Here is a 26,805-nt window from a genome sequence, read left to right as displayed (position 1 = left end):
GCGCGCCTGCTCCACATTCGAAGTCCGTACACGCACTTGCTTCGTCCCCACCCGACCTGAACAGTTCAGGTCCGGGCATGGACTGTTGTTGCATGCCCGCTTTGTTTGAAAGCACGTTACGTGACCAAATTTTCCGATCTGGGCCTGTCGCCCACCCTTTTGATGACCCTGGAACGCGAAGGCTACGAAAAGCCGACCCCCGTCCAGGCGCAAGCCATTCCCCACCTGCTGAAAGGCCATGACCTGCTGGGTATCGCCCAGACCGGCACCGGCAAGACGGCGGCCTTCGCCCTGCCGATCCTTCAGCACCTGCTGTCCAACCGCAAAATGCCGACGCCGAAGACGGTCCGCGCCCTGATCCTGTCGCCGACGCGCGAACTGGCGTCGCAGATCGCCGAAAGCTTCAAGACCTATTCCAAGGGCATGGGCCTGCAGATCGCGACCATCTACGGCGGCGTCAAGTACGGCCCGCAATACAAGGCCCTGCTGAACGGCCTCGACATCCTGGTCTGCACGCCGGGCCGCCTGATCGACCATATCGAACAGAAGACGGTCGACCTCAGCCAGGTCGAATGCTTCGTCCTCGACGAAGCCGACCAGATGCTGGACCTGGGCTTCGTCAAGCCGATCCGTCAGGTCGCGTCGCGCCTGCCCAAGAAGCGTCAGAACCTGTTCTTCTCAGCCACGATGCCGAAGGAAATCGGCGTCCTGGCGTCCGAACTGCTGACCGACCCCAAGCGCGTCGAAGTCACGCCCGAAGCCACCACGGCCGAGCGCGTGTCGCAGCAGGTCCTGTTCATCGAAGCCCAGCGCAAGCGCGCCCTGCTGTCGGAAATGTACGCCGACGCCGTGCTGGAACGCACCCTGGTCTTCACCCGCACCAAGCGTTCGGCTGACCGCGTTGCCGCCTATCTCCAGGCCGGTGGCGTCGAAGCCGCCGCCATCCACGGCGACAAGAACCAGTCGCAGCGTGAACGCGCCCTGCAGGCCTTCCGCGCCGGCAAGGTCCGCGCCCTGGTCGCCACCGACATCGCCGCCCGCGGCATCGACGTCGACAACGTCTCGCACGTCATCAACTACGAACTGCCCAACGTCGCCGAAGCCTATGTCCACCGCATCGGCCGTACCGCGCGCGCCGGCAAGTCGGGTGTGTCGATCACCCTGTGCGCCGACGATGAGCGTCGCCTGCTGAAGGACATCGAGCGCGTGACGCGTCAGCGCATCCCGTCGTTCGATCGCCGTAAGGACCAGGCCCTGAAGCTGCTGGACGAAGCCATCCTGGCCTCGGGTCAGACCGAAAAGCCGACCACGCCGGACCGTCTGCCCGAACACCGCAAGAAGGGCGACCCCAAGCCCGGCCAGAAGTCGCGTCGCGACGACGGTCCGCGCCACAGCGATCCGGACGCCGAATTCGTCCACAAGCGCAGCCGCAACCGTACCGGTTCCGGAGCCCGTGGCGGTGGCGGTGGCCGTCCGTTCGGCGACAAGAAGCCGTTTACGCCGCGCGATGGCGACGCCAAGCCGTTCGTCCGGGCTGAACCCCGTGCCGACCGCTACGATCCGATGTCCGCCGAACGCGGTCCGATCGCGACGACCTCCAACGCCCCGGCCAAGCCGCAAGGCAAGAAGCCGTTCAAGAAGGATTGGTCCAAGGACGCGCCGCGCGGCGATCGCCGTGAGCATGCACCCCGTGAACATGCTTCCCGTGAACATGCTCCGCGTACGGAAGGTCGTAATGACGGTCGTGGCCCCAAGCCCGCCAATCGCGGCCCCAAGAAGGGCGGCTTCAAGGGTAACACCAACCCCGGTCACTACTCCGAAGCCCCCAAGCCCCGCTCCGAAGGCGCTCAGTTCAAGCGCCGCAGCAAGGGCTAAGCTTCAAGTCTAAGTAAAAAAAGAGCCTCCGGCGGCAAGGGTCCAAGGACCCTTGACCCGGGGGCTTTTTTATTGCCGGAATTTCACAGTTGTGTGATGCCTGCTTTATCCGGTACAAGGTCTTTTCGGGTCGCAGTTGCGGGAACTTTGATGAATCTCAAGGCGAGCGGGATACTTCTCAAGCGCGCCGGCATCGTGCTGGCAGCCCTGTGTGCCGCCCTTGCCGTTTCCGCCGTCGTTTCCCTCACCGCCTGCCAGCCAAAGACCGGCGACACCTCCGTCGAAGCCATCGTCAAAGGGACCGTCGACGACCATTCCTACGCCCAGCCCCAGGTCGCCAGGGTCAATCACGTCGATGTCGACCTGACCGCCGATTTCACCAAAAAGCTGTTCAAGGGCACCGCCACCCTGACCCTGACCACCGAGGCCAATGCCAAGCAGGTCATCCTCGACGTCAAGGCGCTGAATATCGAAAAAGTCACCGACGCCTCGGGTGCGCCGCTGACATACAGCATCGGCAAAGACGATCCGATGATGGGCTCACCGCTCAAAATCGAACTGCCCCAGGGCGCCCAGAAGATCATCGTCCATTACCAGACCACCGCCAACAGCGCCGCGCTGCAATGGCTGGAACCGTCGCAAACCGCCGGCAAGACCAGGCCCTTCCTGTTCAGCCAGGGCCAGGAGATCCGCACCCGCACCTGGATCCCGACCCAGGATTCGCCGGCCATCCGCCAGACCTACACCGCCCGCATCGTCGTGCCGTCGGACCTCAGCGTCGTCATGTCGGCCAAGGCCCTGACGCCGGACGGTGAGGCCGTGCCCGGCCATGCCTCCCAACGCGCCTACCGCTTCGAGATGGACCAACCTATCGCCCCCTACCTGATCGCCATCGCCATCGGTGATATCGGCTTCAAGGAGTTGGGCCCGCGCACCGGCGTCTATGCCGAAAAATCGATGCTGGACAAGTCGGCCTACGAACTGGAGGGCATGGAAGACCTGCTGAAGGCGGCCGAGAAGCTGTATGGCCCCTATCGCTGGGATCGCTACGACGTCCTGGTCCTGCCGCCCAGCTTCCCCTATGGCGGCATGGAAAACCCGCGCGTCACCTTCGCCACCCCGACCATCCTGGCCGGTGACCGCTCGCTGGTGTCGCTGATCGCCCATGAACTGGCCCATTCCTGGTCGGGCAACCTGGTGACCAACGCCACCTGGTCCGATTTCTGGCTGAACGAAGGCTTCACCGTCTATTTCGAGAACCGCATCATGGAGCAGGTCTACGGCAAGGACCGCGCCGACATGCTCAAGGTTCTCGGCTATCAGGACCTGCAAAAGACCCTGGCCGAAACCAAACCCGACTTTACCCGCCTGCATCCCAACCTGAAGGGCGTCGATCCGGCCGACTATTTCTCGGATATTCCGTACGAGAAGGGCGCCGCCTTCCTGCGCATGCTGGAGGCCCATTTCGGCCGCAAGAAGCTGGATGCCTATCTGAAGGGTTATTTCGAGCGTTATGCTTTCGAGAGCATGACGACGGATGCTTTTGTGGCCGACCTGCGGGTCCATCTGCTGAAGAACGACCCGGAACTGGAAAAGCAGCTCAAGATCCAGCAATGGCTGTATGAGCCGGGCTTGCCGGACAATGTCGTGGTGCCGAAATCGGCCCTGCTGGACAAGGTAACGGCCGATGCCGAAGGCTTTGCCGCCGGCGGTGACGCCGCGGCGCTGAGTGTCGCCGATTACGGCACGCTGCAGTGGGTCAACTTCCTGCGCAAGCTGCCGGAGGGTTTGACCATCGAGCAGATGGCGGCGCTGGACGCGCGGTTTGACTTCAGCCACTCGAAGAATTCCGAAATCCTGTTCGAATGGCTGCAGCTATCGATCAAGCACCGCTATGAACCGGCTTTGCCGTATGTCGAAGAGTTCCTGCTGGCCCAGGGGCGTAACAAGTTCTGCAAGCCGCTGTACCAGAGCCTGATGGACCAGCCGGGCTGGGGCGTCGAGATGGCCAAACGCATCTACGCGAAGGCGCGGCCGGGCTATCACGAAATGACCCGCACGAATGTTGACAGGGTCGTGGGCAAACCCTGATCGGCCTGCGTGGCCTCCAGAGCTATCGCATATGGAATTTGTAAGCCGCCTGTTCTGCTAAGATATTGAAGTACATAAATTTCTTATACTCCCCCGTTATACGGGGGAGGTGGCTGCAAGCGACAGCGAGCAGTCGGAGGGGGGATTTCTTGGCGCCAAACCCTACAGAATACGGTTGCAGTTGACAGAAACATTGGCAGGCCCAATCCCCCACCGTCTCTTGATGGAAAACCTTACAGCCGCACCAGACCCACGACCAGTAACGCCAGAAACAGCAGCAGCGAGATCGCCTGCCACAGCTTCTCCGGATTGCGCCGCGCCCAGGTTCACGCTGCGCTGGCCTATGGCCAACAAAAGGGGGAATGCTGCTCCTGCCCCGGTGTTCGCGCTGCGCATGCAGGGCCTCGCCAAAAAGTTCATCGACAATAGAATGGACAGAATCAGATGAGAACTCAGCCTTGCCGTTCATCTTAATCTGCTCTCCGCTCGACACGGAAATGCAGAATCATCTTCCCCATTACGTCATCTTAAAAGGAGGGGATGCGTGAGGGCGGACTCTGTAATCGCCAAGTGTTGCACTTCGTCATAGACACCAGCCGTGAGCTGCCCTCCCAAACCACTGTAATTAATAAAATAGGCAATCGCATCTTGCGGTTGAAGGAAATTCATGAGAGAGTGTTTGAGAATAACGCCTCATGGTTGCTTCGTGGGTACCAATGTCGGGCTAAGCAGAGCTGACCCTAAGCCTATTTTTTCCTACTATTGTGGAGCTCGTCGCATTCTCTTACCGCAAACACGCGACAGTTGACGACTTCCTCGCGGCGAGTCGATCCGCAGGAAGCATCCAAGTTTCGGAAGCGTTATTCACTTTAAAATGTAGGAGACATTATAATGCCATTAGATAAAAATCTCATAGAAAATATGAATTCTACGGGTCGCGAAATATACGTCGCCGACCAAGGAGACGAGTACCTTGGCGCTTTGCGTTGGCTTCCTGGTACTTGGGAAAATACATCCGAATTAAAAGGGCATGGATTCAATATGATCGCCCTTCCATTTATCTCAGACCCTAACAATCCTCGGGAAAATGGCTACAGATTATTGATGAATCAGTATGAAGAAATACTAAGTTTCGAGTTAGTTGATAAAGGTGTGCCAAACCGAGGATCAAAGTCGGTTCGAGATCCAGCAACTGGCCAAATTGTTACTCTTCAAGATGATCAAACGGTCGTTGCTTTGACTTATGAGCAGGTAGTGACCCAAATAGATTTCGAAGATTCTTATCTTGAGAATTTTTCAGGTACCACTTCAAAATTATCCAAAACAAATATATCTGCTGTTTTCAATAAAAATCCGATTCATCACGAGCCTGGTCTTTGGCTTCACATGACGGATAAGAATATTTTCCGGGACAATGGTGTAGAATTGTCCATAGCCCGCATGGGAAGCATTCCTCACGGGAATAGCTTTACTGCAGTTGGCTCTTCGAGAGAAATAAAATGGGAGCAAATTCCGGCCGACCAGAAACCAAATTTGATACCAAATATCAACGGTGTCGTCGTTGGTGGAGGATCAGACCCGGACGAGCGCGCTCTTGATCCCTTATTTAATCCAAATACGGGCGATATTGATATCGATTATTTTGCACCTTACAGGTATTTTCATAATAATCCATTCAAAGGGAGTGTAAATATTGATGGATTTAGCGGATTCGAGCCAGTTGATACGACGTTACTTCTCAGGAACAGTTTCGAAAAAATCCTGGATAAGATCGGTACAATCAAGAATGTTACACGTCTCCACGTGGATTCCACTATTGATCACGCTGGAATAAACAGGGTAGCGAATCCCAGCATAGGTAATACGCCATTCATTACTCGGCAGTCCGACGCCACAGCTATGAATTGTACATTTATTATTTATGAAATTGAAGATTCATCGACAGGAAATTTGCGCTATTTCTTGCAATATGCTCAAAACGTTATCCTAGACTTCATCGGACGGCCTGATGGACATCCAGGCAGGGCCAGATGGCCACACGTATCCATAAACACATTGGAGCGTGTATCCGGGGCAAGCCCAAAAGCGATTATGAAGGCTTTTTCGTCGCGACCGGAGTAATCGCCGCCGCGATGGGGGAATACGGTTGAGGGAATAAGGGGAATACGGTGGCGGGAGCTCCTGTAGCCCGAAAATAACGGTAATATGATACCAAATGCGAATATAATTTGGCGTACTGTTTCTGTATTTTATATCATGTCACCGTTATTCCTAGAAAGCGTCTGGAGGAAAAGGGCATTATCCCACAACTGCTTAGCCCTTCGATTGGCGTCCCTCTCTTGGAGGCCGCAAGCATGGAAGAGCAGGAAGACTTGGTGAAGCTTTGGGAGGCTCTTCTTGAAGCTGCTATGGATCCGACGAAAGCCAGGGCGGTCCGCCGGGGGTTTGTTGAAACATTAAAACTGTTCGACCCCGCGGACGCTCTTGTTTTCCAGTTCGTTTCAGCACTCCGGATGCAGAGTCTGAAAGATTTGGTAGGATGCACTCCTGAGCCCGCCAATAGCGTTTACATTTCTATAGAAAACCTAGTTAAGTTGCGCGTTGTAAGAGGCGACACATCGGATTTCATACTCAGCCCGTACGGCGCCGAACTCAAGCGGGCCCTCGGGCTTCCTTCTCTTTAAAGCGCACAAGCTCTCCTGACGGTGTGCCTAGGGCCTACTCCACGACGTCCATGCCACCGGCCTCGACCAAGGCGGCCTCCGCCGGTATCGGTCAGTTCCAACCCGCTCAATGGTGTAGGGCTCGACGCGCAACAGCCCCGGAAGATTGGTTTTTGCTGACCTTAAAAGCAAATACAGGGACAGGAGCAATGTTCCCTTTCGTTCACTTCCTCGTAGCGCAAAAATCTGCCAAGATGCTCCTGATGCCAAGCTTCTGTAATTTTGTGCCTTAACGTAAGGGAATGTTGCTCCTGTCCTTGTATTTCGATCCTCCGGATCCTCACCCCGGAATATCGATGAGCTACAAAAGCTACGCACGTCCGGGGACATCATCCCGGGGACGTCACTGAACGATAGCCGAAGACGAAAAAGCTTTTGGTCTCGAAACCTCGCACAACTAGAGAAGTCGGCAAACAATTTGTAGAGTGCCACAGACAGTACAGCTCAATCGAATTAGACGCGACTTTGAAAGAAATTCTCCCTGTTCGCGCAAATTTTGAGTATCTCGTCTACTTCGGAAAGCGCTTTTGTGCGTTCCTGGATAACAGGCGGCGATTCCAATATCTCAAGAACCTTGGCGGCCGGCGTCACGATTCCCATTCCAACGGGCAGTCGAGCCAACCCATTTTGGAAGGCCTTATCCGCCACATCCAGTTTCTCCCAAGAAGCGGACCACACGCCGAAAAAGAAGACGTTGGAACTGTATGCGAAGAGTTCACCGCCATTCGCCTCATGGCCGCCAAGTCGCACCGACGGTCGGACGAATACAGGCGCGCCGCTCAAGCCGCGTAGATTCGAAATTTCAACGAGGTATGCATCGAGAAAAATTTCTTCCCGTTGGTGGGTACGCCAATTTTTGAAGGGTATTCTTTCAGGAGCGGGCATAGCGGCGATATTGCCGGAATGAATCACTACCGTGTTGGCGCTTGAACCGGGAACCAACCGAAACAGGCCAGCTACCTGGCACATTTCCCCTGCGCTGATGGCCCACGTCGAGATAACATCATCGGTAACTATCAACCCCGTATTCAGTTGGGCTAGGCTAAATACATGATCGTCCAGCCTATAGTGAAACGGGAGAACCGCAACATCTGCCTGTTCTATGGGATGAACAAACCAAGTCACGCCCCAGCCTTCCGGATCGACATGGATTGTGTCTGATCCTCCCTTGATCCTGTTGATGCGGATAAAAAAGGGATCGGAACCCAGTTCATGAGCAATATGGTCGGCCGTTACTAAATATGCGCCTTCGCAGTAGCCGAAGATGAATCCCGTTCCGCATGGTTGAAATGCTTCGCCCTCACCATGGCCAATAAACACAATGGATTTGAGGAATTTCGGGTTTAGTCTCATGTCATTTAGATTATTGCCATTACTTGGCTAGCAACCTTCAAATGTATGTAGTTTACGGCCACTGGGTAGAACAGTTGGCACCAGCTTGCAGGCTTCCTGCGGACGCGCCCTCGGATCGGTCAAGCCATTACTGACAAATGCTAAGAGTTGCCGATTTTCGGCTTTTGTTAAGACTGGAGGGGAGCGCAAAAGCGGATCGATTGTAGCGGCAATCGCTGATCTGTTTTTAGCGACTCGAAACAGATCAGATCTAACCCCAGCGATTCCAGGATCATATTTCATCAGAGCATTTACGGGATCGAAATGGTGGTCGATTGCATCTGATAGACGGGTATATGCGCCGTTGTGCATAAATGTTGGCTGAAGCCCGACGTTTCTTAGCGGACTCGTTCTGAACATGTAGTAATTGCTGACGTCTTGCTCCCCGATAAATTCTGCGAAACCTAGGTCTTCATCCTTATTGGGCCCTTTAAATTCCACATTCCCTTCGCCAGGGTCCTGAGGTTGAGATAACTTTGGGTACAGAGGCGGAACGCCGATATTGTGCATGGCAAAATCGCTATACAATTCTTTAGCGTTTCCACTAACAGCATGACACGAAATGCAATTTCCTTTGCCGAAGAATATTAGAGCACCGGCTTTCTCATCGGGCGTCAGGGCGGATAAATCACCGCGAGCGTAACGGTCGATTGGAGCGTCAGCCATTACTATCTTAAGCTGGAACTCGGCTAGAGCGGTGCCAACCATGGAGAAGTTTATCGGCTCACCTGCTGCGACAGATGGAAATGACCTCTGAAACAAGCGAACATAGTTCGCATCATTCTGGAGACGCTTCAGCACGGCAAGCCGGATTGGCTCGTTGGGACTGGTTAGTGGAGGGCGAGCTTCAGGGACTTGTTCCGCGATTAGACCGCATTTATTTGGCAAAGGGGCCGATAGCAGGTTTTTATGAAACTGAATAACGTTTAGATTGTTGGCTTTCTGCTCCGCATTGTCAGTGTTCTCAGCACGCCGTATTGTGCCATTCTGGACAAGCCCAAACTCGCCGCCAAATTTCGACATCGCGAAAATTAAGCCTTCAGTACCGCCAGTTCCCGCCATTTCGACAAGTTCAGTTGAGGGCATATGGCCTTGTGCAGCCATCAGCGACTTCACATTGCTATCGTAAGGAGCAAATTTTTGGTCGCCTTCAGGTGCAGGGAATAAATATCCTTGGCTATTGTCAAACGGGTTACCTGAGACAGCACTGAAACGCCCGTTCCACATCAATGATGGGTACACGGCAGCATTTGCAGCACTTGGACTTCTCCTCTGGTTATGCAATCCTTCACGGCTTGGTCCGACGACGCAATTGCTACCAACGCCGATAGCAATTGACTGAGTATCGGAAAATGCGGCCTGCGGCGCGTGGCATCCTGAGCAAGAATTGTCATTTGCCAAGGACAGAATTGTGTCGAAGAAGAGGAATTGACCCAATTCGGCCAACTGTGGGTCAATTGGCTTTCCCCTCGCTTTAACATAGTCAGTTTGGAGAGTACCGGTCACTCCCAACTTTGTGAGGATCTGCGTTAGAGCAACGTCTGTCGCATTAGCCTTTTGTTGCTTTTGGCTATATGCGACGCCGCCGAAGATACACGTGCCTACCAAAACCGTTGCTGCGACTAGAGCAATATTCCGCAAATTCGTTGGAAGTTTCATGGCATCCCCGCATGATACGACTCAATCCAAAGTGGGACTTTGTAACATGGTTATCGCCACCTGTGGTAGAGCTTTTTTCGCTGCTTTGATTTATTCCTTACTCTGTGACTTCTCTGCCCATTCCTTCTCCCTTACGATGCCCTGCAACGCCTTTTGCCCGCCGTCGTAGCAGCGACAACATGAAGTTCAACTCATGGAGCGCTGCGATAAGGGGCAATTTGTCCGGGTCCGGAGCCATCGCCGTCCGGATCAAGTTTTCCAACCAAATTTTTCAGCGACATGGCGTAATTCCTAATTCACCAAGGCCTTCTTTTTACCTGCCAGATGCCCCACGCGCCAGGCCGTGTACATGACCAGGATTCCGACACTTGTGCAGACAACCAGGGCCGGCAGAGATGCCTCGGGTCCAAAGGCCCCGCCCGTCAACCAGTCAGCGACACCCGGCCGTGCCGTGCTGCTGGCCATAGCGGGTCCAAACTCACCTCCGGACACGGAAGCTCCAAACACGTAGCCCTGAGTGAAATTCCACGCTGCATGCACGCCGATCGAAGCCCATACGCGGCCCGTCAGGGCGTAGAAGGCCCCAAGCATGATACCGGCCTCGAGTGCGATGCAGATTGCCGCAAAAGCCGTGGCGTTCGGATTGACGATATGCCCCAATCCGAAAAGTGCAGCGGACACCGCAAAGGCAATCCAGGGGCCGAACGCCCGCCAGACCAGGCGCAGCAGGACAGCACGTATCAAAAGCTCTTCGATAACGCCGGACTGTACTGCCTTGCCGAGCGCGATCCAAACCGGCGCCGGCCCGGACGCCTTGATGTCGTAAAGCCCGAATATGGCCATAAAAGCCATGACCAGGGCGAACATTGCGGCACCTGTAAGCAGACCTGTCCCCAGTTCCGGGAGAAGCGACTTTGCGCCCAATTCAGACGGCACGCGCCCTTCGGCGAACCACACTGCCGCGGCGTAGGCGCCAAGCCCTGCCAGTACCCCGATCAGGTTGGCAATGAACTGCGCCACCCCCGAGCTCTTGGGCCACATATGCCCGAAGACTTCGGCCGTTGGCAGGGAGGTCAGGGCGATCAGGAAGAAAAGCGCCACAGCCCAGCCGATAGCCCTCAACCAACGCAGGGGTCCGGGGTGCAGGAACCGCTTATCCCCGAGTTCCATCGGGCGGATGCCCTGTCCACCGGTCAGCACGTGTGTAATTCCGGCCAATGTAGAATTTAAGCGCATGACGTCTTCCATTTCATTATGGTGATCTATTCCCGATCCCGCGACGGCAGAGACGCGGCAGCGGCGCTGATGCGCTCGCCAAACCGTCGTGCGTCCAGCGCGGCCAAGGCTTCCCTTACGATGCTCGAAAGCGGCGCCGACAGCTCCGCGTCCAACTGGTCTGCGGCGGCATTGACGGCGAGCCAGTGGCGTTGAAGCTCAGGAACCATCACCTGCGTCTTCGCCGTGAGAACCAGGATTCGCTCGCGCCCATCGTCACCTTTCCGCAACTCGACAAGACCTTCGCGAGTCATCTGCGACACGGTCTGGCTGACTGCGGAATGGCTGATACCGATTTTGAGTGCGACGGTTTTTATCGATGCCGGACCCAGTTCCATCAGGGCACGCAAAACGGGCGTGTAGCGCGGTCGCCACGCAAGACCTTGCGCCTCATAGGACTTTTCTACCTCACCATCGAGGCACTCGATCAGGTGTCGGACGAGCGCGCCCAAGGTTGCAGATTCTGATATCATAGCCAAGATATATAAGCGCTGTTATATATTGTCAATGGCCATACTCTGCAGGATTATTTTGGGGCACGGTTGTCAATTATCGCGCGTCAAAGGGGTTAGAGTCATGAACATGACGATTTAAGGATGCACGGAAGGCATGTGCCGAAAGGGTCGACGTTGCTTTTACCTACAACCGCCCAAGCCCCACCACGAGCAGCGCCAGGAACAGCAGCAGCGAGATCGCCTGCCACAGCTTCTCCGGATTGCGCCGCGCCCAGGTTTCGCGCCGCGCCGGCGCCTGTGCCGTGCTCAAGGCGCCATTCTCCAATTGATAGGCCAGCTCGAAGCCATCCTGGAACCGTTCGTCCGGGTCAGGCGCCATCGCCGTCCGGATCAGGTTTTCCAGCCAGGCGGGTACATCCTGGCGCTTCGCCGTCAACGGTTCCGCCTTGCCCAGGCGCGGCCGGACAAAGGGTTCGATCTCGCCATAGGGATAGTTGCCGCCGCTGAACATCCGGTACAACGTCACCCCCAGGGCGAAGATATCCGTCTGTTCATCGCCACGGTTGCCGTCGAACATTTCCGGTGCGCGGTAGCTGGCCGTGCCGGGCACGTGATCGACTTCCCGCGCCGTATCGAGATGCGGCAGCCGCGCCACGCCCAGATCGATCACCTTCAACCCGCCGTCCGGCGTCACGATGATGTTTTCCGGTTTGATGTCGCGATGGATGATCCCCGCCCGGTGCAAGGCGGCGATCGCCTTGGCCAGTTTAAGGGCAATGTCCAGTCCGTCCGCCAGCGGCACCGGCGCGCGCAGCAGGCGCTTCTCCAGGGTCTCGCCCTCATAGAACGGCTGGGCGATGTACAGGCGGGTCTGGCGCTTCGGCGGCAGGGTCAACACGGCGCCGATAAAGACGTGGTGGACCCGCGTCGCCACCCAGGCCTCACGCGCAAAGGCGGCGCGCGCCGTGGCCTCGCTGCCGATCGTGTCCTGGCGCGGAAACTTCAGCAGGACCGCCCGATGCTCCTTGGTATCGCGCGCACGGAACACCCGCGAATAGTCGCTGTCCGACAGGATGGCTTCCAGCTTGAAGTCGTCGACCACGTCGCCGACCTTGGGCGGATCATGGATGGGCAGACTGGCGAAGACGGCGTCGAGATCTTCCAGCGTGGTCGGCGGTAAATCGACGATATCGATGACCAGGGCGGTGGCATTGTCCGTCCCGCCGGCGGCCAGGGCGTCGGCCACCAGCTTGCGCGCCGTCTCATCCGGCGCCGCCCGGGCGTTCAGCACGTCCGTCATGTAGGCCATCTTCAACGGCCCGTGGACGCCGTCGCTGCTCAGCAGCAACCGGTCATGGATGGCGACATCGTGGACGCGGTAGTCGATGCGGACCGACTCCTCCATGCCGATGGCGCGGGTGATGTAATGGCTGTCCTCGGCGCCTTCGGGTTTGTGATCCTTGGTCAGCAGGCTGAGTTGGCCGTCGCGCAGGCGATACAGCCGCGTGTCCCCGACATGGAAGCTGTGCATGCGGTGGCCCTTGACCACCACGCCGGTAAATACCGCCGACATGCCTTTCAGCTTCGCGTCCTTGGTGCCCTGGACATGCAGCCAGTGATTGATGCTTTCCAGCGCCCGCGCGGCGGTCTTGCGCGGCGGCAGGGCGTCGCTCTGGCTGAGATAGTCGTCGATAAACGACCGCACGGCCAGTTCGGCGGCGACACGGCCGCCCTTGGCGCCACCAACCCCGTCGGCGACGGCGGCGACCAGGCCGTGGTGGCGCGGCAGATCCTCCAGACAGGCGGCGGCGAAGTCCTGGTTTTCGTCGCGATGGCCGATATCGCTGGCGAACCCGGAGGCGACTCTGAGACGCGGCGCGGCCATCACAAACGATCCAACGGAAGAATATCGACCAGGTCACCCGGCGCTTTCGCCTCGGCACCGGCCGGCAGGTGGATCAGGGCGTCGGTGCGGGCAAAGACGGTGATCAGCGAGGAGTCCTGGTCGGAGAAGGACGTCACCTGCATGCGGCCGTCCGGCGACAGGCTGCACGCCCCGCGCAGGAAGGCTTCGCGCGGGCCATTGGCGGCGATAGCGACCGTCGTGGCCGCATGGGCGTAATCCTTGCGCGCAAGCATGCCCAGGCTGGTCTCCAGCCAGGCTTTCAGCATCAGTTGCGCCATGACAAAGGCCGAGGCTGGATTGCCGGGCAGGCTCAACACCCGGCGGCCGTCCTTTACCACGCCGAACGCCGTCGGCTTGCCCGGGCGCACCTTGACGCCGTCGAAGGCCAGGTCGAGGCCCAGCTTGGCCAGGGCCGGCTTGACCAGGTCGTGGTCGCCGACGCTCGCCCCGCCGATGGTCACGATCAAATCGGCATCGGCCTTCTTGAGCGCATGATACAGCGACTTCTTCTTGTCGCCCGCGACGCCTAGCGACACGGCCTTGCCGCCCCACTGCTTGATCAGCGCCATGATCGCATGGGAACCGGATTCGAAGATCTGGTCGCCGTCCGGCACGCCACCCGGCGGCACCAGTTCGTCGCCGGTTGACAGCACCGCCACCACCGGCCGCCGCGCCACGGTCACCTTATCCAGCCCGGCCGCGGCCACCAGAGACAGCCGCCACGGATCCAGCCGTTCCCCGGCCTTCAGCAGGACCTCGCCGGATTTGAAATCCTGGCCGGCCGGGCGGATATGGGTCTTGGTCAGTTTCAGCCCGTCCGGCTGAATGGTCACCGTGCCTTCGCCGGTTGTGGTGTTTTCCTGGATGACCACCGCATCGCAGCCCCTCGGCACCGTAGCGCCGGTAAAGATGCGCACCGCCTCATTGCGATGAACCACCCCGCCAAAGTCCTTGCCCGCCTGGCTTTCCCCGATCAGCTTCAAGGTCGCCGGATTGACCCGCCGCGTCAGGTCCTGGCTGCGCACCGCATAGCCGTCCATGGCCGAGGCATTGAACGGCGGCTGATCGCGCGTCGCGGTCACATCCTGAGCCAGCACCCGCCCCAGCGCCTTGTTGAGCGCCACCGTCTCGCTCTCGACGGCCAGGGCACCGGCGCGCACCCGGTACTGGGCGTGGGCGACGGTGACAAGGTTGGGTTTCAGCGGCACGTCATCCTCAACCATGTCATCGCTCGTTCAGGCGTGACATCAGCTCGACCATGTTGCACGGACCATGGCGGGAATCGAGCTGCCAGCGGATGACCTTGTCCCAACCGTCCTTGACCGCGCCATTCGAGCCCGGCAGGCAGAAGACGAAGACGCCATCCACAATGCCGGCGGTCGCCCGCGACTGCAGGGTCGACAGGCCGACCGTCTGATAGCTGAGCATATGGAAGATGGTCGAAAACCCATCGATCTTCTTGGACATCAGCGGTTCGATGGCTTCCGGCGTGACGTCGCGGCCAGTGATGCCCGTGCCGCCGGTCGAGATGATGGCGTCGACCTCGCCGGAATTGGTCCAGTTTTTTACCACCGTGCGGATCTTCTCGACATCGTCGCGGACGATCTCACGCGCCGCGACATGGTGGCCGGCGGCTTCGATGCGTTTGGCCAGGATGTCGCCCGAAGTGTCGCTTTCCTCATCGCGGGTGTCGGACACGGTCAGCACGGCGATACTGACCTGTTTGAACGGCCGGTCGCCATTGATGCGCCCTCCGCCCAGCCATTTCAGGTCATCTTCAGCGATATCGGCCATTCTATCCCCCGGTCACGGACATGGTGCGCGCCGGACGGTGGCTCCGTTCGATCGGCGGCAAGGCATGGGAGTTGATGTAAAAATCGTGGGCGCGCGGCTTGTGCGCCAGCGCCCGCTGCAACGCTTCCGCCAACCCGGCATCGCTCGGATCGTCGCGCAAGGGTGCACGCAGGTCGACATGATCATCCTGGCCCAGGCACATATACAGCTGACCCGTGCAGGTGATGCGAACGCGATTGCAGGTGTCGCAAAAGTTGTGCGACAGCGGCGTGATCAGCCCCAGCCGCCCGCCGGTCTCTTCTATGCGATAATAGCGCGACGGCCCGGCCGTGGTCTCCATTGTCGGCTCACACTTCCAGTAACTGCGAAGTGTGTCCAGAACCTCGCCCAGGGACACAAATTGCGCCTCACGGCCCTCAATATCGCCCAGCGGCATGGTCTCGATCAGCGACACATCCATGCCGCGTTCATGGGCAAACCGGATGATATCGGGCAGGTCTTCGCGGTTGTCCTGGGCCAGGGCCACAACATTCAGCTTGACCTTAATCCCTTGATTTTGCGCAGCTTCTATACCTGTCAAAACCTTGCCGAGGTCGCCGCCGCGGGTAATCCGCCGGAACACTTCCGGCCTCAAACTATCGCACGACACATTGATGCGCTTGATCCCCGCCGCCGCCAAAGCCGGCGCCGCACCCTCCAACAGCGTACCATTCGTCGTAAGCGTCAGTTCCTTCAGCCGGCCCGCATGCACCTCTTCGCCCAGCCGCGCGATAAAATCCAAAACCCCTTTGCGAACAAGGGGTTCCCCGCCGGTGATGCGCAGCTTGTCGACCCCGCTAGCAATCAAAAACCGGCTCAGCCGCTCCATTTCTTCCCAGCTCAGCAGGTCCTTGCGCGGCAGGAAGGTCTGGGTCTCGCTCATGCAGTAGGTGCAGCGCAGGTCGCAGCGGTCCGTCACCGACAGCCGGACATAGCTGAGGCGGCGGCCAAAACCGTCGATAAGGGGCGCTGGCGAAGTCATACCCAAACCTAGTCGTGTGACGCGATTATCTCAAGACAAAACCCTGATTTGGCTTTAGTTTAATCCAAAACCATCTGCCAGCAGGGACGCTTTCCATGAACCGCCGCCACGCCCTTACCGGCCTGACCGCCCTCGCTGCGGCCGCGGCCGTGACACCGGTGTCAGCAAAATCCACCGTCTCGCGCGTTGAAACCACCGCCGGACCGGTCACCGGCCAGGTGAAGGACGGGGTCAGCGTCTATCTTGGCCTGCGCTACGGCGTCGCCAAACGCTTCCAGCCACCGGTGAAACCGCAACCCTGGACCAAGCCATTTGCAGCCGTGGCTTATGGTCCCGCCTCGCCCCAGGGCAGCACGCCGGACCCTTACGGCCAAAGCGAAGACTGCCTGTTCCTCAACATCTGGACGCCGGAAGCCAATACCAAAAAGGCCCGGCCGGTGATGTTTTACATCCACGGCGGCGCCTATGCCAACGGCTCGGGCGGCAGCCCGCTCTATGACGGCACCAATCTGGCGCTGCGTGGCGATGTCGTGGTGGTCACCGTCAATCACCGTCTCAATGCCTTTGGCTACCTGTATCTGGCTCGCCTGGAACGTCAGCTCGGCCTCGGCGAAACCCTGAAATATTCCGGCAATTGCGGCCAGCTGGACCTGCACCTGGCACTGGAATGGGTGCGCGACAATATCCGCAAGTTCGGGGGCGATCCCAACCAGGTCATGGTGTTCGGCCAGTCCGGCGGCGGCGCCAAGATCGCCACCATGATGGCCACGCCCTCGGCCAAGGGCCTGTTCCATCGCGCCGCCACCATGAGCGGCCAACAGGTCACGGCCTCAGGCCCGGGCAACGCCACCCTGCGCGCCACCGCCTTCCTGGACATGCTGAACTTGAAACCCGATGCTGACGGCCTGGCCAGGGTGCAGACCCTGCCGAAAGAAGACCTCGTCGCCGCCTTGAAGGCCAAAGACCCGGTCATCGGCTCCGGCGGCGTCTATATGGGCCCGGCGCTGGATGAGACCGTGCTGTTCCGCCACCCGTTCTGGCCCGATGCGCCTTCCCAGTCGCACGACATTCCGATGATGATCGGCAATGCCCACGACGAAACGCGCGCCTTCCTCGGCGGTGATCCGCACAATTTCGAACTGAGCTGGGATGAACTGCCGGCGAAGCTGCCGCCGCAATACCGCGTCGATATCGACCCTTACCTCGTCATCGAAACCTATCGCCGGCTCTATCCAGACATGTCTGCGTCCGACGTCTTCTTTGCCGCCACCACGGCCGGACGGTCGTGGCGCGGCGCCGTCGAGGAACTGGAAGCCCGGGCCAAAGCCGGGGCCGTCACCTACGCCTACCAGGCCGACTGGAAGTCGCCGAAGGACGGCGGCAAGCATGGCGCGCCGCATACGATCGACATTCCACTGGTTTTCCGCACCACGTCGGTGTCCGACAGCATCACCACTGACAGCGACGACGCTCGCCGCATGGCCGACCTGTTCAGCGACGCCTTCATCGCGTTTGCCAAGACGGGTTCGCCGCAAACCCTGGCCCTGCCGCAATGGCGGCCGTACACGATGGCGGGGCGCGAAACCATGCTGATGGACCTGGCGCCGCAACTGGCGCTGGACCCACGCAGCGAGGAACGCGAACTGTTTTCCAAGGTGCCCTTCATTCAGCAGGGAACCTGACCTGACCCAAAGCGCCAATTACGCCAGCGGCGACGCCAGGTGACCCAAATATTACCTCTTCACGTCAAGAACGGGGACAGAGGGGGGTACGCTGCAACGCTTTCGGCGGACAGAAGCCGCTCGTAAGCCGCCTCGACAGCCGTCACAAACACAGCATTCCCCGCCAGGCTTTCCGGGAACACCGCCCGCACGGCCAGGAACGCCGCCACATCGGCGCGGCTATCGGCCAAACCCTTGCCCAGCGCGATCAACTCACCCGCCAGCGGGTCTGTGATCGCCTCACCTGTAACGGCCTTCGTACGCACAAATCGCATCCACGCCGCCAGAGGCACCGCCAGCCGCGAAATGTCGTTCCCGCGCGCCAGAGCCTCCTGCAACGAACTCAGAATCCGGATCGGCAGTTTCTGCGAACCGTCCCAGGCGATCTGCGACAACAGGTGCCGGATGGCCGGATTACGGAAGCGCTTCAGGATGGCCTCGCAATAGCCCGGCAGGTCCATGCCTTTCGGCGTCTCCAGCAGCGGCACCACGTCCTTCAGCATCAGGTCGCGCACCAGACCCGAGAGCTCCGGATCAGCCATCGCCTCCGATACCGTCTCATAGCCCTTGTGCAGACCGGCATAGGCCAGGGTCGAATGCGGGCCGTTCAATAACCGCAGCTTGGCGCGTTCATAGGCCGGGACATTGTCGGTCAGGGTCACGCCCACCGACGCCCAGTCCGGGCCGCCATCGTGGACATGGTCCTCGATCACCCACTGGGTAAAGGCTTCGCGCTGGATCGGCCAGGCATCTGCCAAGATGATGGCGTCCGCCACACGCGTGCGCAAGGCATCGTCGGTCGCCGGCGTAATCGAATCCACCATCGTACACGGACAGGCCAGGCCGGCCTCGATCCAGTCGGCAAAACCAGTGTCAAACCGCGCCGCGAACGCCACCACGGCGCCTTTCAACCGGCGGCCATTGTTGGGCAGGTTATCGCACGGGATCAGCACGAACGGCGCCAATCCGGCCTCACGGCGGCGGCGCAACCCTTCGACGACATAGCCGATAAACGACTTCGGCGCGTGCGGATGGGCCAGGTCATGGACGATATCCGCATGACCGAAATCGAGCGCGCCATCGGCATGCAGGCAATAGCCCTTCTCCGTCACGGTCGAGGTGACAATGCCGCAGCCCAGCAGGCGTTCGAACACGGCTTCGGGGTTTTCCGGCCCGACCAGCACTTCGCGGATCGACCCGATCACCCGATAGCCGATCTGCTCGTCCAGGGTCGCCAGGGTATACAACCCATCCTGCGGGTTCAAAGCATCGCGCACGCCGGTCGAATGCAGCGACACGCCGCAGATACCCCAGCGCGGGTCCGTCGCCGCCAAAGCATCGAGATAGGCCGCCTGATGCGCCCGGTGAAACGCGCCGGGACCGAAATGGACGACGCCAATGGCCAGGGTCGCGGGATCATAGGCTGGCTTGTCGGCCTTCGCGTCCGAAAGGGTGGCAAGAGATAACTTCACAGGGTGACTCCGTTCTTCCAGATGGCGATTTCGCGCTCGTCGTTCTTCTCGTTGCAGCTAGGCTGGCCCGAGGCGGTACGCAAGATCAAATCCATCAGCGAATCCGTCGTGACGTCCAATCCGTCATTGAGCACCTGGCCGGCATCGAAATCGATCCAGTGCGGCTTCTTCTGCGCCAATGCCGAGTTTGACGCGATCTTCAGGGTCGGCGCCGGGAATCCCAGCGGCGTGCCGCGCCCCGTGGTGAACAGCACGATCACTGCGCCGGCCGCCGTCAGAGCCGTCGACGACACCGCGTCATTGCCGGGCGCTTCCAGCAGGCTAAGCCCCTTTTCGTGGGCGCGTTCGCCATAGCGTAAAACCTCGTTCAACGGCGAGGTCCCGCCCTTCTGCACAGCCCCCAGCGACTTTTCTTCCAGGGTCGTAATCCCTCCGGCCTTGTTGCCCGGCGACGGGTTTTCGAACACCGGCTGATTGTGGTCGAGGAAATACTGCTTGAAGTCGTTGACCACCGACACCACGCCGTCGAACACGGCTTCGTTCTTGGCGCGGCCCATCAGAATGCGCTCGGCGCCGAAGATTTCGGGAATCTCGGTCATGATCGCCTGGCCGCCGGCAAAGGCGACACGGTCCGCCACCTTGCCGACCAGCGGATTGGCGGTCAGCCCGGAGAAACCGTCGGACCCGCCGCACTTGACCCCGATGGCCAGGTCCGACAACTCACACGGTTCGCGCACGTCTTTTTCCACGACGGCCACCAACGCCTCCAAAGCCTCCAAACCGGTCTCGGTCTCGTCCTCGACCATCTGGGCGGCGAAGTATTTCAGCCGATCCTCCGGACGCTCGACCTCTTTCAACAGCGCCGACAACTGGTTGTTCTCGCAGCCCAGACCGACGATCAGCACGCCGCCAGCATTGGGATGCATGGCCAGGGCCGCGATCAGCTTGCGCGTATGATCGAGGTCGTCCCCCAACTGCGAACAGCCCAGCGGATGGGTCAGGGCATGGACGCCATCGATACGGCCCTTGAACCGCTCCGACGCCACCCGCGCCAGCCGCTCCGAAGTCCGCGCCACACAGCCGACCGTGCACAGGATCCAGATTTCGTTGCGGATACCGACCTTGCCATCGCTGCGGCGATATCCCAGGAACTGCCCGGACGGCACCAACGGTTGCGCCACAGGAACCGGCTCATAACTGTAGTCTTCCACCCCCGACAAAGCCGTGGCCAGGTTATGACTATGAATGTGCTCACCGGCGGCGATCGCCTGGGTCGCCCGCCCGATTACGAAGCCGAACTTCAGCACCGCCTGGCAGGCCGGAATGTCGTACAGGGCGATCTTGTGGCCCTTAGGCACATCCGTGGTCAGGGTGACCGACACTCCGCCGGTCGTGACGGTTTCGCCGGCGACGAGGTCGCCCAAAGCCACCGCAACATGGTCGTTTTCGTGGACACGCAGGATACCGGGACGCGCAGCATCACGGGCGCCCAAACCGGCGCAACCCGACTGATCGTCGGCCATAATTCACTCCCCAAAAACTACACTTTGCAAAAACGCGTGCAAACCGCGGGCATTTCTTATATGGTAACCGGTGTCATTAGATAAAGCCGGGGGTACAGGCAATATGCCGGGGAAAATAAACGGCGCAAGGGCGCGTACGCACCTCTTTGCGAATTCTGCGAATATCGATAGCACAGAGCGATTCGCATGACCCGTCCCTCGCAGCCCCGCACGCCGCTAAGCTCAGGACAAGACCCCGGCGACCTGATGACTGATGACCGTATAAGCGCCGACCCCGTAGAAGATTTCCTGAAACGCCGTAAGAAGGCGACGATCAACGATGTCGCCAGCCTGGCCCAGGTGTCGAAAAAAACCGTCTCGCGCGTCATCAACAAATCGCCATCGGTGCGCGGCGAAACCCGCGACCTGGTCAACGATATCATTGCCCGCGTCGGCTTCCGCCCGGACCCCCAGGCGCGCGGCCTGGCCTTCCGGCGCTCATTCCTGATCGGGTTGATCTACGACAACCCCAACGCCCAATATATCGTCAACATGCAGATGGGCGCGCTGGACGGGCTGCGCGGTTCTGGTAACGAACTGGTCGTGCACCCATGCGACTGGAAGGCCGAAGGTTTCCTCGACGAGATTCGCGACTTCGTCGAACTGCAGCGCCTGTCGGGCGTGATCATCCTGCCGCCGGTCGCCGAAGATCAAGGCCTGCTGGACCTGCTCGACGAACTGGATGTGCCCTTTATCCGCGTCACCGCCCGCAACAACGACGTCCAGCCGCCGATCGCCGGTTTGCAGGTCGTATCCCGCGACCGCGTCGGCTGCGAACAGGCCGGTGAACACATCGTCGGACTGGGCCACCGCCGCATCGGCTTCATCGCCGGCAACGATCTCTATCCGTCGGCCCACGAACGTCGCGCCGGCTTCGAAAAAGGCCTGGCCAATCACGGCCTGACCTTCTCCACCGTCGAACCCGGCAACTACAGCTTCGATTCCGGCTATGAGGCCGCCCAGAAGATGCTGAACCGGCCCGACCGTCCGACGGCGATCATCGGCTGTAACGACGACATGGCCGCCGGCGCCTATAAGGCGGCCTACGAGCTGGGCCTGCGCATTCCCGACGACCTGACCATCCTCGGGTTCGACGACGCCCCCATCGCCACGCGCATCAATCCGACCCTGACGACGGTGCGCCTGCCGACCCGCGACATGGCGAAGATGGCGTCGGAAAAGCTGACCTCGGCCGACACCCGGCCCGGCGCCAGCTTCGTTTTCGACTCGGCGCTGATCATCCGCGGCTCGTCCGGCCCGGCGCCGAAATAAATCTTTCAAATAAACCCATTAGACCTGAAACCGTTCACTTCGGAACGGTCGTCCCACTTTTTGAGACTGAGTCGAAAAATTCCATTGCAAAAAGGAATGACACCGGTTACCTATCTTGCCACGGGAGCACAGGCAGACATAACACAAGGCGCCTGAAATCGTTGAATCCATTGGTGCTATTGATATGACAAAGCCACTCTCCCTGCACGGCGATCGTCTGTTCTCGTCAGACCCCGTGCAACGCGGCTACGCCCGCGAACTGTATGCCCTGGTCAAGGACTTTCCGATCCTGTCGCCCCACGGCCATACCGACCCGTCCTGGTTCGCGCTGAACGAACCGTTCGAAAACGCCACCGCCCTGTTCCTCAGCCCCGACCACTACATCTACCGCATGCTGTATTCGCAGGGCATCGACCTGGACGATGTCGGCGTCGGCTCCAAGGCTGGCCCGTCGGGCGCCGATCCGCGCGCCGCCTGGCGCATCTTCGCCAAGAACCAGCACCTGTTCCGCGGCACCCCCACCTCGATGTGGATGGGCTATGTCTTCGGCGAGATCATGGGCTTCGACGTCCAGCTCAGCGAAGACAATGCCGACTTCTATTTCGACCGTATCGGCGAGCTTCTGGCCACGGACGCCTACCGTCCGCGCGCCCTGTTCGACCGTTTCAACATCGAGCTTCTGGCCACCACCGAAGGCCCGACCGATACCCTCGAACACCACCGGACCATCAAGGACTCCGGGTGGAAAGGCCGTGTCGTCACCGCCTACCGCCCCGATCCGGTCATCGACCCGGAGCACGAGGACTTCCACGCCAAGCTGGCGCAGTTTGCCGACCTGACCGGAGAAGACGTTTATAGCTGGAAGGGTTACCTGCGCGCCCACCGCAAACAACGCGATGTCTTCATGGAACATGGCGCCACCTCGACCGACCACGGCCATCCGACGGCCCAGACGGCAAACCTGTCGACCGCCGAGACCAAGGCCCTGTTCAAGCGCGTCACCGGCAAGCACGTAACGCCGGAGGATGCCGAACTGTTCCGCGCCCAGATGCTGACCGAAATGGCCCGCATGAGCCTGGACGACGGCCTGACCATGCAGATCCACCCCGGGTCGTTCCGCAACCACAATCTCAAGGTCTTCGAAAAGTACGGCCGCGACAAGGGCTGCGACATCCCGCTGCCGACCAACTACGTCCATGCGCTGAAGCCGCTGCTCGACGTCTTCGGCAACGAGAAGAACCTGACGGTCATCGTCTTCACCCTGGACGAAACCAATTACAGCCGCGAGCTGGCGCCCCTGGCCGGCCATTACCCCATCCTGAAGCTGGGTCCCTCCTGGTGGTTCCACGACAGCCCCGAAGGCATGACCCGCTTCCGCGAGCAGGTCACCGAAACGGCCGGCTTCTACAATACAGTCGGCTTCAATGACGACACCCGCGCCTTCCTGTCGATCCCGGCGCGCCACGACGTCGCCCGTCGCGTCGACGCCAACTTCCTGGCCCGCCTGGTCGCCGAACATCGCCTCGATCTCGACGATGCCGCTGCGGTCATCAAGGACCTGACCTATACCCTGCCCAAAGCCGCGTACAAATTGTAGTACAAGCGACCGGAGCGGATTGCCTTTGAACGTTTTTGATCGTAAGTGATCATAAAGAAAACCGGAGCCTGCAAAGCCTATGTGCCAGAATTCACTGTACCGAAAGATCTACCACGCCACCCATCCCGACATGATGGACGGCGCCGGCACCCAGGACCTGCGCGAAAAGTACCATATGGGCGGACTGTTCGAGGCCGATAATGTCGTCCTCAACTACACCCACTTCGAACGCTTCGTCGTCGGCGGCGCGGCTCCGGTCAATCAAACCCTGAAACTGCCCGACCAGACCGAACCGGCTTCGGCCGCCGGTCACCCCTTCCTGGAGCGCCGCGAGCTGGGCGTGATCAATGTCGGCGGTGGCGCCGGCACCGTCACGGTCGACGGCACGGTCTACGACCTGGGCCTGAAGGACGGCCTCTACATCCCGATGGGTACGGCCGAAGTCCTGTTCGCCTCGACCGACGCCGCCAACCCGGCCCTGTTCTACCTGACCTCGACGCCGGCCCATGCCCGCTATGAGACGGTCAAGATCTCGATCGACCAGGCGGTACCGCTGGAGCGCGGTTCGCTGGAAACTTCGAACCAGCGCGTCATCTATCAATACATCGTCCCCACCACCGCCAAGTCGTGCCAGTTGCTGCTGGGCCTGACCATCCTGGCGCCGGGTTCGGTGTGGAACACCATGCCGCCGCACCTGCACGACCGCCGGTCGGAAGTCTATTTCTACTTCGGCCTCGGCGCCAACGACCGCGTCTTCCACTTCATGGGTGAACCCGACGCCGCGCGCCACATCGTCATCGCCAACAACGAAGCCGTTGTGTCGCCGCCGTGGTCGATCCACATGGGCGCCGGCACGTCCAACTACGCCTTCATCTGGGCCATGGGCGGGGAAAACCTCGACTATACCGACATGAAGGTCCTCGATATCTGCCAACTGGCCTAAGCAAGAACAACAAGCGGGAAAGAAACTTCACATGGCGAACAGCATGTTCGATCTGACGGGCAAGGTTGCCCTGGTTACCGGCGCCAATACCGGTCTGGGCCAAGGCATTGCCCTGGCGCTCGCCGAAGCCGGCGCCGACATCGCCGCAGCCGGCATCGTGCCGGCCGAGGAAACCGGCGACAAGGTCCGCAGTTTAGGCCGCAAGTTCCTCAATATCGACGCCAATCTGATCACCATCGAACCGGTCGAGCGCATCGCCGCCGAGACGGTTGCCGGTCTGGGCGGGCTGGACATCCTGGTCAACAATGCCGGCCTGATCCGCCGCCAGGACGCCGTCGATTTCTCGGAAAAGGACTGGGACGACGTGATGAACGTCAACATCAAGGGCGCCTTCTTCATGGCCCAGGCGGCCGGCCGCCACATGATCGCCCAGGGCAGCGGCAAGATCATCAACATCGCCTCGATGCTAAGCTTCCAAGGCGGCATCCGCGTCCCCAGCTACACGGCGTCGAAGTCGGGCATTGCCGGCATCACCCGTCTGCTGGCCAACGAATGGGGCGCCAAGGGCATCAACATCAACGCCATCGCGCCGGGCTATATGGCGACGGACAACACGGCCCAGATCCGGGCCGACGAAGTCCGCGAAAAGGCCATCCTGGACCGCATCCCGGCCGGGCGCTGGGGCCTGCCTTCGGACCTGGCCGGCACGGCGATCTTCCTGGCGACTTCGGCTTCGGACTATGTCAACGGCGCGGTCATCCCGGTCGATGGCGGCTGGCTGGCCCGCTAAGCCGACCAAATTCTTTTACCTTTAAAACGGCGCCCTTCACGGGCGCCGTTTTTTTATTCGCCGTGCTGTGCGTAGCCAATTCTTCCGTCGGACCCGTTGATTATGACACCGGTTTCCTGTAGTCGGCACCGCAAAGGAGACCGACCATGAACTTCGATGAGATCGCCCAGAAAATTGCTGAGCAATTTGTCACGGCCCGCCGCGCCGGCACGGCTTTGCCCGACTATCCCGGCGATGTGCCCCAGCGCATGGAACAGTCCTACGCCATCCAGGACCGTGCGATTAAACTGTGGGATCGCCCCATTGTCGGCTGGAAGATCGGCCGCCTGAAGCCCGAATTCCAGCCGCTGCACGGCACCGAACGCCTGGCCGGCCCGATCTTCGCCCCCGCCTTCAAGGACTATCAGGGCGAAGAGGTCACCGTCGCCGTCTATGAAGGCGGTTTCGCCGCCGTCGAGGCCGAATACATCTTCCGCATCGACCACGACGCCGACCCGCAAAAGACCGAGTACAGCGAAGACGACGCCCTGCGCCTGATCGACGCCGTCTTCGCCGGCATCGAAATGGCTGGCTCACCGCTGCCGACCATCAACACACTGGGCCCCGTCGTCACCGTCTCCGATTTTGGCAACAATTTCGGCCTGATCCTGGGGCCGCGCCTGGGCGAGTTCGACTCCGACTCGACCGTCGCCCAGCTCGACGCCGAACACCTCAAAGCCTTCTCGGCCCGCACCGAAATCGATGGCGCCGTGGTCGGCGAGGGCGGCTTGTTCACCATGCCTGGCGGTCCGCTGAAAGCCATTGCCTGGCTGGCCGGACATCTCGCGGCCCGTGGCCTGCCGCTGAAGCGCGGCCAGCTCATCTCGTCGGGCGCCACCACCGGCATCCACGACATCGGCGCCAACCAGAGCTCGGTCGTCACCTTTAGCGGCTACCACGACACCGCCGTGTTGAAACTGCGCACCGTCGCTGTCACCGCCGACGTCGCCGAGCTGGGCTGATAACCGCGCGTCAACGTCTCAGAAGGCCCCGCAGACCCCTGCGGGGCCTTCACGTTTGCGGGGTAAGACTAGCTTAAGTCTTCGCGATTACGGTTAAGGCAATGTCAAAGCTAGGAGTCGATTTTTTACAGATGAAAAGAACCAGCGTTACAGCTATGGCAAAAATAACGCAGGTGCGATGAAACCGGAAACGGTTTGTGCCACCGGTGTCATTTTAACCATGACGATGGCTTGTCTCTGTAAAATTTCTATGTTT

Annotated in this window: 20 protein-coding genes; 10 read left to right on the top strand and 10 right to left on the bottom strand. The window is 59.9% G+C overall.

What is annotated here, in order from left to right; genetic code table 11:
- The first annotated feature begins 120 nt into the window (after positions 1-120).
- The 4 genes from ABAC460_RS27510 to ABAC460_RS0124100 all read left to right on the top strand — a co-directional run bounded on the left by ABAC460_RS27510 (position 121) and on the right by ABAC460_RS0124100 (position 6,650).
- A complete protein-coding gene (locus ABAC460_RS27510) occupies positions 121-1,875 on the top strand; it encodes a DEAD/DEAH box helicase (RefSeq protein WP_023451802.1) in 1,755 nt (584 codons plus the stop codon).
- 150 nt (positions 1,876-2,025) lie between these two features.
- Positions 2,026-3,966, top strand: coding sequence for a M1 family metallopeptidase (locus ABAC460_RS27505; protein WP_023451801.1), 1,941 nt, complete (start codon positions 2,026-2,028; stop codon positions 3,964-3,966).
- An 891-nt stretch (positions 3,967-4,857) separates the two neighbouring features.
- Positions 4,858-6,087, top strand: a complete 1,230-nt coding sequence (locus tag ABAC460_RS48800) for a heme-binding protein (protein ID WP_081716413.1) — start codon at positions 4,858-4,860, stop codon at positions 6,085-6,087.
- Positions 6,088-6,194: 107 nt separating this feature from the next.
- The gene (locus ABAC460_RS0124100; protein ID WP_031236321.1) at positions 6,195-6,650 is read left to right on the top strand and encodes an Abi-alpha family protein; all 456 of its coding nucleotides are present in this window, start codon (positions 6,195-6,197) and stop codon (positions 6,648-6,650) included.
- Positions 6,651-7,142: 492 nt separating this feature from the next.
- Here ABAC460_RS0124100 and ABAC460_RS27500 read toward each other — a convergent pair whose 3' ends face one another.
- The 8 genes from ABAC460_RS27500 to moaA form a co-directional block, all read right to left on the bottom strand.
- A complete protein-coding gene (locus tag ABAC460_RS27500) occupies positions 7,143-8,042 on the bottom strand; it encodes a hypothetical protein (protein WP_023451798.1) in 900 nt (299 codons plus the stop codon).
- A gap of 27 nt (positions 8,043-8,069) precedes the next feature.
- Positions 8,070-9,740, bottom strand: coding sequence for a cytochrome-c peroxidase (locus ABAC460_RS48795; RefSeq protein ID WP_081716412.1), 1,671 nt, complete (start codon positions 9,738-9,740; stop codon positions 8,070-8,072).
- A gap of 291 nt (positions 9,741-10,031) precedes the next feature.
- Positions 10,032-10,988 carry a CPBP family intramembrane glutamic endopeptidase gene (locus tag ABAC460_RS27495; RefSeq protein WP_031236319.1) on the bottom strand — a complete coding sequence of 319 codons (957 nt, stop codon included), beginning with the start codon at positions 10,986-10,988 and terminating at the stop codon, positions 10,032-10,034.
- A 14-nt stretch (positions 10,989-11,002) separates the two neighbouring features.
- Positions 11,003-11,467, bottom strand: coding sequence for a MarR family winged helix-turn-helix transcriptional regulator (locus tag ABAC460_RS27490; protein ID WP_235075744.1), 465 nt, complete (start codon positions 11,465-11,467; stop codon positions 11,003-11,005).
- 187 nt (positions 11,468-11,654) lie between these two features.
- Entirely contained in the window at positions 11,655-13,355 is a 1,701-nt protein-coding gene (locus tag ABAC460_RS27485; protein WP_023451795.1) for a bifunctional protein-serine/threonine kinase/phosphatase, read from the bottom strand.
- Entirely contained in the window at positions 13,355-14,599 is a 1,245-nt protein-coding gene (locus ABAC460_RS27480; RefSeq protein WP_023451794.1) for a molybdopterin molybdotransferase MoeA, read from the bottom strand. The genes ABAC460_RS27485 and ABAC460_RS27480 overlap by 1 nt, the downstream gene beginning before the upstream one ends.
- Position 14,600: 1 nt before the next feature.
- Complete coding sequence (gene moaB / locus ABAC460_RS27475) at positions 14,601-15,170, bottom strand: molybdenum cofactor biosynthesis protein B (protein WP_023451793.1); 570 nt, start codon at positions 15,168-15,170, stop codon at positions 14,601-14,603.
- Between the two features lies 1 nt (position 15,171).
- Positions 15,172-16,191, bottom strand: coding sequence for a GTP 3',8-cyclase MoaA (moaA, locus tag ABAC460_RS27470; protein WP_023451792.1), 1,020 nt, complete (start codon positions 16,189-16,191; stop codon positions 15,172-15,174).
- Between the two features lie 95 nt (positions 16,192-16,286).
- Between moaA and ABAC460_RS27465 the strand changes: the two genes are divergently transcribed.
- Entirely contained in the window at positions 16,287-17,873 is a 1,587-nt protein-coding gene (locus ABAC460_RS27465; RefSeq protein WP_023451791.1) for a carboxylesterase/lipase family protein, read from the top strand.
- A 59-nt stretch (positions 17,874-17,932) separates the two neighbouring features.
- On the opposite strand, the gene ABAC460_RS27460 is transcribed toward ABAC460_RS27465, so the two are convergent.
- Entirely contained in the window at positions 17,933-19,384 is a 1,452-nt protein-coding gene (locus ABAC460_RS27460; RefSeq protein ID WP_023451790.1) for a mannitol dehydrogenase family protein, read from the bottom strand.
- On the bottom strand, positions 19,381-20,907 hold the full coding sequence (locus ABAC460_RS27455; protein WP_023451789.1) for a UxaA family hydrolase: 1,527 nt from the start codon (positions 20,905-20,907) through the stop codon (positions 19,381-19,383). Before ABAC460_RS27455 ends, ABAC460_RS27460 begins: the two co-directional genes overlap by 4 nt.
- A 246-nt stretch (positions 20,908-21,153) precedes the next feature.
- Here ABAC460_RS27455 and ABAC460_RS27450 point away from each other — a divergent pair, with 246 nt between their 5' ends.
- From ABAC460_RS27450 to ABAC460_RS27430, 5 genes are all read left to right on the top strand, one after another.
- A complete protein-coding gene (locus ABAC460_RS27450; RefSeq protein WP_023451788.1) occupies positions 21,154-22,218 on the top strand; it encodes a LacI family DNA-binding transcriptional regulator in 1,065 nt (354 codons plus the stop codon).
- A gap of 184 nt (positions 22,219-22,402) precedes the next feature.
- Positions 22,403-23,815, top strand: coding sequence for a glucuronate isomerase (gene uxaC / locus ABAC460_RS27445; protein ID WP_023451787.1), 1,413 nt, complete (start codon positions 22,403-22,405; stop codon positions 23,813-23,815).
- A 94-nt stretch (positions 23,816-23,909) separates the two neighbouring features.
- Entirely contained in the window at positions 23,910-24,758 is an 849-nt protein-coding gene (gene kduI, locus ABAC460_RS27440) for a 5-dehydro-4-deoxy-D-glucuronate isomerase (RefSeq protein WP_200863652.1), read from the top strand.
- A gap of 31 nt (positions 24,759-24,789) precedes the next feature.
- Positions 24,790-25,548 (top strand): 2-dehydro-3-deoxy-D-gluconate 5-dehydrogenase KduD, encoded by a 759-nt coding sequence (gene kduD / locus ABAC460_RS27435; RefSeq protein WP_023451785.1) that lies wholly within the window; start codon positions 24,790-24,792, stop codon positions 25,546-25,548.
- Positions 25,549-25,694: 146 nt separating this feature from the next.
- Positions 25,695-26,549 (top strand): 2-keto-4-pentenoate hydratase, encoded by an 855-nt coding sequence (locus tag ABAC460_RS27430; RefSeq protein WP_023451784.1) that lies wholly within the window; start codon positions 25,695-25,697, stop codon positions 26,547-26,549.
- Positions 26,550-26,805: the final 256 nt, after the last annotated feature.

This window comes from Asticcacaulis sp. AC460 (genome assembly GCF_000495795.1).
In the GTDB taxonomy this organism is placed as follows: domain Bacteria; phylum Pseudomonadota; class Alphaproteobacteria; order Caulobacterales; family Caulobacteraceae; genus Asticcacaulis.
This window is presented reverse-complemented; position numbering and strand designations above follow the sequence as displayed.